Source organism: Streptoalloteichus hindustanus (assembly GCF_900129375.1).
GTDB lineage: Bacteria > Actinomycetota > Actinomycetes > Mycobacteriales > Pseudonocardiaceae > Streptoalloteichus > Streptoalloteichus hindustanus.
This window is the reverse complement of sequence record NZ_FQVN01000003.1, coordinates 365,793-378,476: the sequence shown is the minus strand read 5'-3', so window position 1 is coordinate 378,476 and position 12,684 is coordinate 365,793. Positions and strand designations below refer to the sequence as shown.

General features: G+C 72.9%; 12 protein-coding genes. 7 read left to right on the top strand and 5 right to left on the bottom strand.

Annotated features, from left to right (window positions below):
* Positions 1-198: 198 nt before the first annotated feature.
* Positions 199-939 carry a peroxide stress protein YaaA gene (gene yaaA / locus BUE43_RS10925; RefSeq protein ID WP_073482620.1) on the bottom strand — a complete coding sequence of 247 codons (741 nt, stop codon included), beginning with the start codon at positions 937-939 and terminating at the stop codon, positions 199-201.
* Positions 940-1,004: 65 nt separating this feature from the next.
* Here yaaA and BUE43_RS10920 point away from each other — a divergent pair, with 65 nt between their 5' ends.
* On the top strand, positions 1,005-1,994 hold the full coding sequence (locus BUE43_RS10920; RefSeq protein ID WP_159447723.1) for a GNAT family N-acetyltransferase: 990 nt from the start codon (positions 1,005-1,007) through the stop codon (positions 1,992-1,994).
* A gap of 96 nt (positions 1,995-2,090) precedes the next feature.
* On the top strand, positions 2,091-3,092 hold the full coding sequence (locus BUE43_RS10915; protein WP_234995654.1) for a phosphotransferase family protein: 1,002 nt from the start codon (positions 2,091-2,093) through the stop codon (positions 3,090-3,092).
* Positions 3,093-3,245: 153 nt separating this feature from the next.
* On the opposite strand, the gene BUE43_RS10910 is transcribed toward BUE43_RS10915, so the two are convergent.
* A complete protein-coding gene (locus BUE43_RS10910; RefSeq protein WP_073481692.1) occupies positions 3,246-3,593 on the bottom strand; it encodes a VOC family protein in 348 nt (115 codons plus the stop codon).
* Positions 3,594-3,687: 94 nt separating this feature from the next.
* Here BUE43_RS10910 and BUE43_RS10905 point away from each other — a divergent pair, with 94 nt between their 5' ends.
* The gene (locus BUE43_RS10905) at positions 3,688-5,436 is read left to right on the top strand and encodes a proline--tRNA ligase (RefSeq protein ID WP_073481689.1); all 1,749 of its coding nucleotides are present in this window, start codon (positions 3,688-3,690) and stop codon (positions 5,434-5,436) included.
* 353 nt (positions 5,437-5,789) lie between these two features.
* Here BUE43_RS10905 and BUE43_RS10900 read toward each other — a convergent pair whose 3' ends face one another.
* A complete protein-coding gene (locus tag BUE43_RS10900; protein WP_327083437.1) occupies positions 5,790-6,503 on the bottom strand; it encodes an HAD family hydrolase in 714 nt (237 codons plus the stop codon).
* A gap of 89 nt (positions 6,504-6,592) precedes the next feature.
* On the opposite strand from BUE43_RS10900, the gene BUE43_RS10895 reads away from it, so the two are divergent.
* The 4 genes from BUE43_RS10895 (at position 6,593) to BUE43_RS10880 (ending at position 9,332) form a co-directional block, all read left to right on the top strand.
* Positions 6,593-6,844, top strand: a complete 252-nt coding sequence (locus BUE43_RS10895) for a hypothetical protein (protein WP_073481686.1) — start codon at positions 6,593-6,595, stop codon at positions 6,842-6,844.
* A gap of 1 nt (position 6,845) precedes the next feature.
* The gene (locus tag BUE43_RS10890; RefSeq protein ID WP_073481683.1) at positions 6,846-7,970 is read left to right on the top strand and encodes an amidohydrolase family protein; all 1,125 of its coding nucleotides are present in this window, start codon (positions 6,846-6,848) and stop codon (positions 7,968-7,970) included.
* A gap of 22 nt (positions 7,971-7,992) precedes the next feature.
* The gene (locus BUE43_RS10885; RefSeq protein WP_083959565.1) at positions 7,993-8,982 is read left to right on the top strand and encodes a phosphotransferase family protein; all 990 of its coding nucleotides are present in this window, start codon (positions 7,993-7,995) and stop codon (positions 8,980-8,982) included.
* 65 nt (positions 8,983-9,047) lie between these two features.
* Entirely contained in the window at positions 9,048-9,332 is a 285-nt protein-coding gene (locus tag BUE43_RS10880; RefSeq protein ID WP_073481681.1) for a TFIIB-type zinc ribbon-containing protein, read from the top strand.
* 48 nt (positions 9,333-9,380) lie between these two features.
* Here the strand turns inward: BUE43_RS10880 and BUE43_RS10875 are convergent, their stop codons facing one another.
* Positions 9,381-10,670 carry an MFS transporter gene (locus BUE43_RS10875; RefSeq protein ID WP_407697110.1) on the bottom strand — a complete coding sequence of 430 codons (1,290 nt, stop codon included), beginning with the start codon at positions 10,668-10,670 and terminating at the stop codon, positions 9,381-9,383.
* 385 nt (positions 10,671-11,055) lie between these two features.
* On the bottom strand, positions 11,056-12,573 hold the full coding sequence (locus BUE43_RS10870; protein WP_073481678.1) for an aldehyde dehydrogenase family protein: 1,518 nt from the start codon (positions 12,571-12,573) through the stop codon (positions 11,056-11,058).
* Positions 12,574-12,684: the final 111 nt, after the last annotated feature.

Here is a 12,684-nt window from a genome sequence, read left to right as displayed (position 1 = left end):
GCCGGTGGGGCTGGTGAACGGGGTGCTGAGTCGAGGTCGTGACAGTGACCGCCATAGCGACTCACCCCTCTCCAGCCTGTGACCGTCCAGGTCGTTTCCGCCAACGTTCGGACCAGCATGGCGAGGTCGCCGTCCACGTGCAACCGGTTTTTGGGTGGTCGAGGTGGGGGCTCGCCCGTGCTGGTGAAGAGGTGTTCGTCAGGAGACGACGAGGTCGAGGACGAGCTCCCCGGTGCGCTCCAGAGTCATGCTCTGCCCTCGCGCCACTCGGCAGACATCATCCACTGTGGACACATTGGCGCGTGTGGTCGCCAACGCCTGCGCGAGTCGGCCCTTGTACGCCTTGTTGTGGTGGCTGACCGTCTTGCGGCGTCCGGAGGCGTCCTCTGTCACCACCCGAACGGTCACCGCGTCGCGCACCCTGGCCAGTCCCGCGTACGCGCCCGACCGGAGATCCAGAACCAGTTCGTCCACTGTGGACAGAACTGGTTCGAGGGCGGGCCGCCACAGGTCCCGGAGCGGATCGGTCCCCGGAAGCGCGCTGCCCGCGGAGAGCCGGTACGCGGGGATCAGGTCGGCTCCTCGTACGAGCCCGAACAGGGCGGACGCCACCGCGAGCCGTTGTTCGGCCCGCGCGAGCGCCGCGCGAGTCATGCCGGCGACGTCAAGCGCGTCGTAGAGCACTCCGGTGTACCGGCGCAGGGCGGGAAGCGTGGGGGAGGTCCACAGCGCCGCGTTGCGCTCCACCTCCACCCGCTGGCGTTCGGAGAGTCCCAGCGCGGCCAGACTCGCCGGCACGTCGGCGGCCAGCTCGACGAGCGCGTTCACCAGTCCGCGGCGGACAGGGGTCAGCTTCGGCCACGACAGCGCGTCGAGGTCCAGCGGCGCGCCCTCGCCGCCGGCGGCCTTGGTCTCCGAAGGGGGCAACAACACCAGCACGTCCACACCCTAGGCGGCGAAAACCTGTGGCCCAGCTCATGTCCACCCTCCTACGGTGGTTGAACATGGACATTCTGTGGCGGCCCATGAGAACCGCGGACATGTCGGCGTGGGTGGAGCTGCTCGCCGCCGTCGAGTCGGTGGACCGGACCGGGGAGAACACCACGAGGGAAGACCTCGAGGAATGGATTTCCGATCCCCTGGTCGACCTCAGCACGGACACGGTGCTCGCGTATGACGGCGAAATTCTCGTCGCGTCCGGGGTTGTGACCGCACGCGTCACGGACGAGGGGATTCACCGCATCAGGGTGGAGGGCGCCGTGCGTCCCTCGCACCGTGACCGGGGCCTGGGAAGCGAGCTGCTCCAGCGGCTTCTCGCCCGCGGCGAGGAGATGCACCGCGAGCGCCGCCCCGACCTTCCCGCGAACGTCGAGGTCCCCTGCCACGAACCCAACCACCGGCTCGCGTCCCTGCTGGAGCAGCTCGGGTTTCGACCGATCCGACGGTTCTACGACATGAAGCGCGATCTGGCGCAGCCGGTCAACGAGGTCGCTGTTCCGGAAGGCCTGCGTCTCGTTGCGTACGCTCCCGATCTCGACGAGAAGGTTCGTCTCGCGCACAACGCCGCGTTCGTCGACCACTGGGGCAACGTGGCCGTGGACGAGGAGCTCTGGAAGCGCGCCCGCACGGGCTCGTACGCCTTCCGCCCGTCGCTCTCCTACCTGTTGGTCGCGCCGAACGGGGAGGTCGCCGCGTATCTCCTGACCCACGAGTACCCCGCCGACACCGAGGCCACAGGCGTTCGCTCCGCGGTCGTCGAACTTCTCGGCACCCGCCGCGAGTGGCGTGGACGCGGCGCGGCGGCCGCACTGCTCGCCCACGCCCTCGCCGCCTATGCGCGCAGTGGCTTCGCCCAGGCCGCGTTGGGAGTCGACGTCAGCAATCCGACCGGTGCCCTGGGGCTCTACCGCCGCTGTGGCTTCGAGGTGGAAACGAGCTGGGTGGCGTATTCGCGGGCATTGCCAGCGGTGATGACGGGCGAAACCGTACAATGATCACGGCGCGGCCGTCGGGGCCGCGTGCTCGCGGGCCCGCCGCGGACTCCCACCGGTCAGGGCTGTTCTCGGGAGACGGATCATGCGTGACCAGTCGTGCCGCCGCCCCTGGTGGGCGGGCTCCGGGCGGTGCGGAGCGCGGTCCTGACGATGCTCACCGACTCCGGACGCGTGCTGCGCCCTTCCTGGGCCGAGGTGCCGGCCACGGTCCGCGTCGTCGTCGAGGAGAAGCTCGGGTCGGCGGTCAGCAAGGCGTGGGGGCAGGTCGGCGGGTTCACTCCGGGGCTGGCCTCCCGGCTCGCGTTGGCGGACGGGCGACGGGTCTTCGTGAAGGGGCTGCCGGCGACGCACGCGCAGGCGGCGAGCTACCGGCTGGAGGGCCACGTGGTGGTGCGCTTGCCGGCGAACGCACCCACCCCCCGGCTCTTGTTCGGTGTGGACGAAGAGTGGATCGTGCTCGCCTTCGAGGACGTGGACGGGCGGGAGCCCAACGTCCGACCGGGATCGCCTGACCTGGCCGCCGTGTTGAGCGCGTTGAACGGCCTGGCGAAGGCGTTCACCCCGTGCCCGGTGCGCGACGCGCCGAGCGTGCTGGTCGATCTCGCCCCGCTGCTGCGGGGGTGGGCGGCGCTGGCGGTGGCGCCGCCCACCGACCTCGACCCGTGGGCGCTCCGCAACCTGGACTCGCTGGTCGCCGTCGAGACGGCGTGGCACCCCTGGGCGGAGGGCGACACCCTGCTGCACAACGATCTTCGCCCGGACAACCTGATCCGACGGGTCGCCGACGGCCGGGTGGTGGTCGTGGACTGGTCCTACCCGTGCCACGGCGCGCCCTGGCTCGACGTCGTGTCGCTGGTGCCGCACCTGCTGATGGCGGGGCACACCCCGGCGGACGCCGAGCGGCTGGTGCTGTCGCGTTCGGCGGTGGCGCGGGTCCCGGCCTGGGCGGTCACCGGGTTCGCCGCCGCGTGGGCGGGGTACTGGGAGCTGAACAGCCGTCTCCCGGAACCGGCCGGCTCCCTCGGATTGCGGGCGTACCAACGACGGGCTGCCTCCGCTGCCCGGCAGTGGGTCGCGCACCGCACCCGGTGGCCCTGATCGACGTGGACCCACGTCCACCACTGTGGACGTTCGAGGTTGTCCCTGACGTGAGTCCTGCCCCGACCTGAGACCCGTGCGGCGCGGTGACGCACCGCCAATGCGCAGGACGTGCCGAGACGGCCGTTCAGCGCTGGTTTCCCTGTGGCTGGTTCACTCGTGCTTCTCGGACACGCAGAACTCGTTGCCCTCCGGGTCGGCCAGCACCGTCCAGGCCAGTCCGGGCACGCTGTGCTCGGCGAGCTGGGTGGCCCCCAGTTCCACCAGGCGGCGGACCTCGGCGGCCGGGTCGTCGGCGACGAGGTCGAAGTGCACCCGGTTCTTGCCCGCCCGGGGCTCGTCCACCCGCTGCAGCCCCAGCGCCGGGGATCCCTCGACCCCGAGGATGACGAACTCCGTGTAGTCGACGACCACCGACGCGCCCAGCGCCCGCGTCCAGAACGCCACGAGCCGCTGGGGGTCCTCGCAGTCGATGGTGACCATCTTCATCGTCAGGGACATGCGCGCACCCTAGTGTCGGGCACCGACAAACCGGCTGGGCACCGCGGGTACCCTGCATGAACAGTTCCGTACCGCTACCCGGGAGCACTCCGCCGTGATCACGAGGATGTCGTCGCTGTTCCTGCGCACCCTGCGCGAGGACCCGGCCGACGCCGAGGTGCCGAGTCACAAGCTGTTGGTCCGCGCCGGCTACGTGCGGCGGATCGCGCCGGGGATCTACTCGTGGCTGCCGCTCGGCTACCGGGTGCTGCGCAACGTCGAGCGCGTCGTCCGGGAGGAGATGGACGCGATCGGCGCCCAGGAGGTGCACTTCCCGGCGCTGCTGCCGAAGGAGCCCTACGAGGCGACCGGCCGCTGGACCGAGTACGGCGACAGCCTGTTCCGGCTCAGGGACCGCAAGAAGGCGGACTACCTCCTCGGCCCGACGCACGAGGAGCTGTTCACCCTGATGGTCAAGGGCGAGTACAGCTCCTACAAGGACTACCCCGTCATCCTGTACCAGATCCAGAACAAGTACCGGGACGAGGAGCGCCCGCGCGCCGGCATCCTGCGGGGCCGCGAGTTCGTGATGAAGGACGCCTACTCGTTCGACCTGGACGACGAGGGGCTCAAGCGGTCCTACGAGCTGCACCGCGAGGCGTACGTCCGGATCTTCGACCGGCTGGGCCTGGAGTACCACGTGGTGTCGGCCGTCTCGGGCGCGATGGGCGGCTCGGCCAGCGAGGAGTTCCTGGCTCCGGCCGAGGTCGGCGAGGACACCTACGTGCGGTGCCTGGAGTCCGGCTACGCGGCGAACGTGGAGGCCGTGACGACTCCGGCCCCGCCCGCCCGCCCGGTCGAGGGCCTGCCGGCCGCCGAGGTCCACAACACCCCGGACACCCCGACGATCCAGAGCCTGGTGGACTTCCTCAACGCCGCCGAGCTGGGCCGCGTCTTCACCGCGGCGGACACGTTGAAGAACGTCATGGTCAAGACCCGGCAGCCGGGCGCCGAGGAGTGGGAGCTCCTGGGGGTGGGCGTGCCGGGCGACCGCGAGGTCGACTTCAAGCGGCTGGAGGCCTCGCTGGCGCCGCTGGAGGTCGCGCTGCTGGAGGAGGCGGACTTCGCCGCCAACCCGTGGCTGGTGAAGGGCTACATCGGGCCGAAGGCGCTCATCGGGCGCGGGGTGCGCTACCTGGTCGACCCCCGGGTCGTCCCCGGCACGGCGTGGGTCACCGGCGCGGACCAGCTCGACCACCACGTCGTCGACCTGGTGTGCGGGCGGGACTTCACCCCGGACGGCACGATCGAGGCCGCCGAGGTCCGCGAGGGCGACCCGTCGCCGGACGGCGCCGGCCCGCTGGTGATGGCCAGGGGCATCGAGATCGGCCACATCTTCCAGCTCGGTCGCAAGTACGCCGACGCCATGCAGCTCGACGCGCTGGGCCCGGACTCGAAGCCGGTCCGGATCACCATGGGCTCCTACGGCATCGGGGTGTCCCGCGCCGTGGCGGCGATCGCCGAGCAGCGGCACGACGAGCTGGGCCTGGTGTGGCCGAGGGAGATCGCCCCGGCCGACGTGCACGTCGTGGTCGCCGGCAAGGACGACGCGGTGCGCTCCGGCGCGGAGGGGATCGCGGCCGAGCTGGACGCGGCCGGGGTCCGGGTCCTGCTGGACGACCGCACGGTCTCGCCGGGCGTGAAGTTCGCCGACGCGGAGCTGATCGGCGTGCCGACCATCCTGGTGGTGGGTCGGGGCCTGGCCAAGGGCGTGGTCGAGGTCAAGGACCGCGTCACGGGCGAGCGCGCCGAGGTCGCGGCCGACGAGGTCGTCGCGCACCTGGTCTCGCTCTGCCGCTCCTGACTGTCCGCCCGGTGGGGTGCCCGGCGTTGCTGGGTCGCCCCACCGGGCGATTTTCTTCGCTCTGGCGGGCCTGGTCGGGCGGAGACCCGTCGCAGCGATCCGGTGCCCGCGTGTGTATGTCCATTGTGGACACTTGTCTTCTGTCGAGCCGCGCTGGTGGAAGTGCCTGGTCAGCCCCTCGGTGCCCCTGATGGGCGGGTTGGCTCAGCACGAACCAGGGTGTTGTGTCAAACGTCTGTCCACAGGTCCTGCTGGCTATCCACAGGGGACGGTGGGGTGCTGGGGCCGGGCGAGGTTGAGCGTTAGGCTGGAGCAGGGCTCGCCCCCCAGGGCGGGTGGGGGCTGAGTAGAAGTTAGGCGGCAGGGCCGAACACGGCGTCGAGGACCGCGTCGGTGTCGGTCAGGTCGGGCAGCACGACGTGGGCGCCCGCCGCGTCGAGTTCGTCGGCGGTGCTGCGTCCCGTGGCCACTCCCACCGCGACGGCGTTGTTCCGCAACGCCCCCACCACGTCGTCCGGTGTGTCGCCGACGACCACGACGGCCGCCCCCGCGTAGGGCGTCTCCCGCTCCGCGCTCGCCGCTGTGATCGCCGCCGCCACGAGGTCGCGGCGGTCCTCCGAGAGGTCGCCGTAGCCGCCGATCGAGAAGTCGATGTGCTCGTCCAGCCCGAACGTGCGCAGCTTCTGCCGGGCGATCGCCGGCAGGTTGCCGGTCACCACGCTCTGCACGACCCCCGGGAGCGCCGCGAGCGTGCTCAGCGCCGACCCCGCGCCCGGCAGCGCGCGCCCCCGCTCCGCGAGCAGGTCGGCCTGTTCCGCCGCGACCGCGACCAGTTCGGCGAAGAACGCCTCCACCAGCCCGTTCCCCGTCGCCAACCCGTGAGTGGTGAACAGCTCGGTGGTGATGGCCCGCTCGGTCCGGCCGGCGAAGGTCGGCGCGTGGCGCAGCTCCAGCCCGGTCAGCCGCCGCAGCGCCGCCGTGTACCAGGCGACGCCCTGTCGCGCGCTGTCGACCAACGTCAGGTCGATGTCCCAGAGCACCAGCCGGTGCGGCGTCTCCCCGATCACGTGGCCATCCTGGCATCAGGTCCCTCGGTCGGGCGAAGAGCGGCCCGCGGATCATGCCGGGGCGGCCTCGTCCGGGTAGGACGAGCAACGTGACGCCCGATCGGATCCCGGCCGCCGCCGAGGACGCCAACGAGCTCGCCGGAGACCAGCGCGCGTACCGCGCTGTGTCCTTTGTGGACAGTGTGGGGGCTGGGGGAAGCGGTGTGTTCCCGGTGGCCCGCCTGCCGGCGGCGACCAGCCGCGGAATCGACGCGACGGGCTGTTTCGACACGGAGCGCCGCGTCCCCGCAGAGCTGGCGCGCGCGAGTGGACGGCTGCGCTCACCCGGTGGCGGGGTCTGACATGACCGATCTGACGGGTGAGGCCGCGCTGATCGACCAGCACTGCCACGGCGTGGTGACCACCGACCTGGACCGGCTGGCGTTCGAGGCGCTGCTCACGGAGGCGACCAGGGCCACGCCGGACCGCAGCCGGTTCGACTCGATGTTGGGCCTGGCGGTGCGCCGCTGGTGCGCGCCGGTCCTCGGGCTGCCCGCGCACGTCGGCCCCGACGAGTACCTGGAGCGGCGGGCCGCGCTGGGCTGGTGGGAGGCCAGCGCCCGGCTGCTGCGGGCCGCCGGGGTGACCGACTGGCTGGTGGACGCGGGGTTCGCCCCGGTGGCGTTGACCGGCCTGCCCGAGGTCGCCGACCTCGCCGGCGGCACCGCGCACGAGATCGTCCGGCTGGAGACGGTGGCCGAGCGGGTCGCCGGGTTGGCCGGGTCGGCCGAGGAGTTCGCCGCGGACCTGGAGACGGAGCTGCACCGGGCGGCGGCCGGCGCGGTCGGGTTGAAGAGCGTGGCCGCCTACCGGGGCGGGCTCGACCTGCCGGCGCGGCCCCCCTCGGCCGCCGCGTTGTCCGCCGCCGTCGGCCGGTGGTTCGCCGTCGGCGGCCGGCTCACCGACCCGCTGGTGGTCGGCTGGCTGGTCCACCTCGGGGTGCGAGTGGGCGCGGAGTTCGGCCTGCCGCTGCAACTGCACACCGGGTTCGGCGACGACGACCTGCGGTTGCACCACGCGGACCCGTCGCTGTTGACCGACTTCCTGGCCGCGACCAGGGACAGCGGTGTCACCGTGGTGTTGCTGCACTGCTGGCCGTTCCACCGCCAGGCCGCGTACCTGGCGCACGTGTTCGGGCACGTGGTCGTCGATGTCGGGTTGGCGGTGCCGCACGTCGGCGCGCGCTCCGGCGCGGTGCTGGCGGAGCTGTTGGAGCTGGCGCCCTTCGGGGCGGTGTGCTTCTCCTCCGACGGGTACGGACTGCCGGAGCTGCACTACCTCGGCGCGTGGCTGTGGCGGAGGGAACTGGGGCGCCTGCTCGACGCCTGGATCGCCGACGACGTGCTGACCTGCGCCGACGCCGAACGGCTCGTCGCCGCCGTCGCCAGGGACAACGCCCTGCGGACCTACTCCCGAGTGTCGGAGTGACAGCGGGCGCAATCATGGTGACGTGACCACCACGTACTCCGCGCCGTCCCTCCTCGCGGGCATGGCCGCGCTCGCCGGCCGGTGGGACGGCCCCGCGCCGGTCTCCGAACCCGTCGTGCTGGCCGAGCGCGCGGACGTGCTCGTCGTGCGCGTCGGCGACGTCGTGGTCAAGGCGCACCGGCCCGGGATGGACCCCGCCGCGCTGCGCGCCCGGCTCTCGCTCGCCGCCAGCCCGGCGCTGCGGGGCATCGTCCTTCCGCCGGTCCTGCCGGCCGGCGGAGGCCCGGGTGTGAGCGTCGTGGACGGCAGGCTGGTGACCGTGTGGCCGCTGGGACGCCCGGTGGAGCCGGCCGGGCCGGTTCCCTGGGAGGAGGCCGGGCGCCTCCTCGCCGCGCTGCACCGCGTTCCGCTGCCCGCGCTCGACGCGTCGGCGGGCCTCCCGAGGTGCGGCGCCGCCGCGCGTCTCGCGCGGACGATGCGGGAGCTCGAGCGGGTCGGGTCGTCCCCGGCGGTGTCGGAGATCCGCCGCGCCCACGCCACGCTCCCGCGTTGGGCGTGGACGCCGGCCGACCCCGACTGGCGGGGCGCGGAAGGCGGTGAGGCCGGGCTGGTGCTCGTGCACGGCGACTGGCACCTGGGCCAGTTGGTGCGGCGAGCCGACACGGGGCGTCCGGCGGGGGAGCCCGGCTGGCTCCTGATCGACGTCGACGACCTCGGGCTCGGCACGCCCTCCTGGGACCTCGGCCGGATCGCCGCCTGGCAGGCCTCCGGGCTGCTGCCGCCCGACGTGTGGGAGCGGTTCCTCGCCGCCTACCGCGGGAGCGGCGGGCCGGCGGTGTCCGAGGGCAGGGACCCGTGGCCGGCGGTGGACGTGGCGGCGCGGGCCTACACCGTGCAGTCGGCTGCGGTCGCCGTGCTCCGCGCCGGGCGGGAGGGCCGGGCGCCCGACGAGGTGGACTCCGCCCTGGTCGACGCCTGCCGGAGGATCGCCGATCTTCACCGGAGTGGATGACGTATCGTGGCGGACGCATGTCGATTGTCCGGTTCTGAGACCGATCCGAGAAGGGCGGGACCACCATGCAGTGCCCGAAGTGCCACGGACCGATGCGGACCTACAACCGCAACGGGGTCCAGATCGAGCAGTGCGACATGTGCCGGGGCATCTTCCTCGACTTCGGCGAGCTGGAGGCGCTGACCCGCCTGGAGAGCCAGTGGGCGCAGCAGGTGCCGCCGGCGCCCGCGCCGGCTCCGGCCCCGCCCGCCTACCCGGCGCAGCCGGCGTGGGGCGCGCACCCGCCGCAGGGTCACTACCACCACGGTCACCGCAAGCACGGCGTGAGCCGGCTGTTCTACTCCTCCTGACGCGCCCGCCGCGCACCGCCCGGACCGGGCGGTGCGCCAGCCAGCGGCTCAGCTCAGCTTCTGCCGGCTCGTCTCCGGCGCGGTGAGCATGCCGATCACGGTCAACGCGAGGCAGCCGGCCAGCAGCAACGCGATCGGCGTCGGGGAGTGGGTCGTGCGGAGCAGCTCGGTTCCCACCAGCGGCGCGGCGGCGCCCGCGATCAGGGTCGCGGCCTGGTACCCGAGGGAGACGCCGGAGTACCGCACCGACGTGTCGAACAGTTCGGCGTAGAAGGCCGCCTGCGCGCCGGTGAGCAGGCCGTGCAGCAGGAGGCCGACGGCGACGGCCAGCAGCACCAGCCCGTGCTGGCCGCTGGCCACCAGCGGGAAGAAGGCCGCCGTCCAGACGGCGGCGCCCGCCGCGGCCGCCACCGACACCGGGCGTCGCCCCCAGCGGTCGGACAGCGAGCCGCCCAGCAGCATCGCGCCGATCTGCACCACGGAGCCCACCGTCACCGCGCCGGTGGCGACCTCCTTCGGCAGGCCCACGCTGCCCGCGTACACCAGCAGGAAGATCGTGAAGACGTAGAACGTCGCGTTCTCGCCGACGCGGGCGGCGAACACGCTGAACAGGGCGCGCGGGTGCGACCTCAGCGCCGTCACCAGCGGGGCGCGGGGCGGCCGCTCCGCCGCCATGGCGGCGGTGAACAGCGGGGACTCGGTGACCTGGAGCCGCACCCACAGGCCCACCAGCACCAGCAGCACCGAGGCCAGGAACGGCACCCGCCACCCCCACTGGGCGTACTCGGTGTCGCTGGTGACCGAGGCGGTCGCCGCGAGGGCCGCGGTGGCCAGCAGGTTGCCGATCGGCCCGCCGGTCTGCGGCCACGCCGTCCAGAAGCCCCGGCGGCCGGCGGGGCCGTGTTCGGCGACCAGCAGGACCGCGCCGCCGAACTCCCCGCCGAGGGCGAAGCCCTGGACCAGCCGGAGCACCGTCAGCAGGACGGGCGCCGCGACGCCGATCTGGTCGTGGCCGGGGAGCAGGCCGATGAGCACCGACGCGCCGCCCATCATCAGCAGGCTGACCACGAGCAGTCGCTTGCGGCCGATCCGGTCGCCGAAGTGGCCGAACACCAGGCCGCCCAGCGGGCGGGCCGCGAAGCCGACGGCGTAGGTGACCAACGCCAGCAGCACGCCCAGCAGCCCGTCCGAGTGGGGGAAGAACACCGGTCCGAACACGGTCGCGGCGGCGGCGCCGTAGAGGAAGAAGTCGTAGAACTCGACGGTCGTGCCCACCACGCCGGCCGCGACCACCCGGGCGAACCCGCGCGTGGTCCCGGTCACCCCAGTTGCCATCATGCGGCGGAGCGTGCCCGCAGGGGCGCGCCTGGGTCAAGATTTCTGACTGGGTGAATGCGCCGTCCTGAGCAGACGGGAGCCCGGGCCGGGCGGCGCGACCCCGACGACCCCGAGGCGGCCGAGCAGAAGCCGCGCGATCGGGTGGAAGCAGTGTCAGCTCCCGGCCAGGGGCGCTGCGTCGCCGCCGAAAACGTCAGACCCGCCCGGAAGGATCAGAACCGGGGGGCCCCTGACCAAGCGCTGGGGTCGCGCGGGCGCGCGCGTCGGGGCAAGGGAGACGAGGATCGGCGGACGCTCCCACGGACCCCCTGCGGGCACACCCCCAGTAGGCGTGCCCGTGGGGCTCGTGGGAGCGTCCGCCGGGTCCGCGGCGCCGCCGGAGCCGTCAGAACAGGCCGGTCGGCGCGGGGTCGTAGCTGACCACCACGCTCTTGGTCTGCTGGTAGTGCGCCAGGGTGCTCACGTGGCCCTCGCGGCCGAAGCCCGACCGCTTGTAGCCGCCGAACGCGGCGTGCGCGGGATAGGCGTGGTAGCAGTTCACCCACACCCGGCCCGCCTCGACCGCCCTGGCCACGCGGTGGGCCGTGCCGCCGTCCCTGGTCCACACGCCGGCGCCCAGCCCGTACCGGGTGTCGTTGGCGATCCGCACCGCCTCGTCGACGTCGGAGAACCGGGCCACCGACACCACGGGCCCGAAGATCTCCTCCTGGAAGATCCGCATCCGGTTGGTCCCGGTGAAGATCGTCGGCTCCACGTAGTAGCCGCCCGCCAGCCCGGGCACGCCGCGCTGGCCGCCCCCGACGAGCACCTCGGCGCCCTCCTCCCTGCCCAGCGCCAGGTAGGAGAGGATCTTGCGGAGCTGCTCGTCGCTGGCCTGCGCGCCCACCTGGGTGGCCGGGTCGAGCGGGTCGCCCAGCACCAACTCCTCGGTCCGCGCCACCGCCCGGTCCAGGAACTCGTCCCAGATCGACTCGTGCACCAGCGCCCGCGACGGGCAGGTGCACACCTCGCCCTGGTTCAGGGCGAACATCACGAACCCCTCGACGGCCTTGGCCGCGAACTCGTCGTCGGCGGCCAGCACGTCGGGCAGGAAGATGTTCGGGCTCTTGCCGCCCAGCTCCAGGGTGACCGGCAGGACGTTCTCCGCCGCGTACTGCATGATCAGCTGCCCGGTGCTCGTCTCGCCGGTGAAGGCGATCTTCGCGACCCCGGGGTTGCGGGCGAGCGCTTTGCCGGCCTCGGGGCCGTAGCCGTTGACCACGTTCACCACGCCGTCCGGCAGCAGGTCCGCGACCAGCTCGACGAACAGCAGGACCGAGGCCGGGGTCTGCTCGGCGGGCTTGAGGACGACGCAGTTGCCGGCGGCCAGGGCCGGCGCGAGCTTCCACGCCGTCATCAGCAGTGGGAAGTTCCACGGGATGATCTGGGCGACCACGCCCAGCGGCTCGCGGAAGTGGTAGGCGACCAGGTCCCGCTCGATCGGGCTGATCGAGCCCTCCTGGGTGCGGACCGCGCTGGCGAAGTAGCGGAAGTGGTCCACCGCCAGCGGCAGGTCGGCGGCCAGCGCCTCCCGGACCGGCTTGCCGTTCTCCCAGCTCTCCGCGACGGCGAGGCGCTCGAGGTCCGCCTCCAGCCGGTCGGCGATCCGCAGCAGGACCCGGGCGCGCTCGGCGGGGCTCGTCGCGGACCACGCGGGCAGCGCGTCGTGTGCCGCCGTCACCGCGAGGTCGACGTCGGCCTCCGACGAGCGGGGGACCCGCGTGAACGGGCGGCCGTCGACCGGGCTGACGTCGTCGAGGTACTCGCCGTGGACCGGGGGGACCCACTTCCCGCCGATGAAGTTCTCGTACCGCTCGGCGAAACGCACGAGGCTGTCGGACTGTCCGGGGTGGGCGTACGCCATGACGCTCCTCCAAGCCCGCTGGTCGGGGTGCGGGCCGTGGAGCTTATGTCCGGTTCGGTTGGCGCAAGGTTGGACAGCGCGCTGCCCGGCGAGCCCGGACAGCCGGCGCCG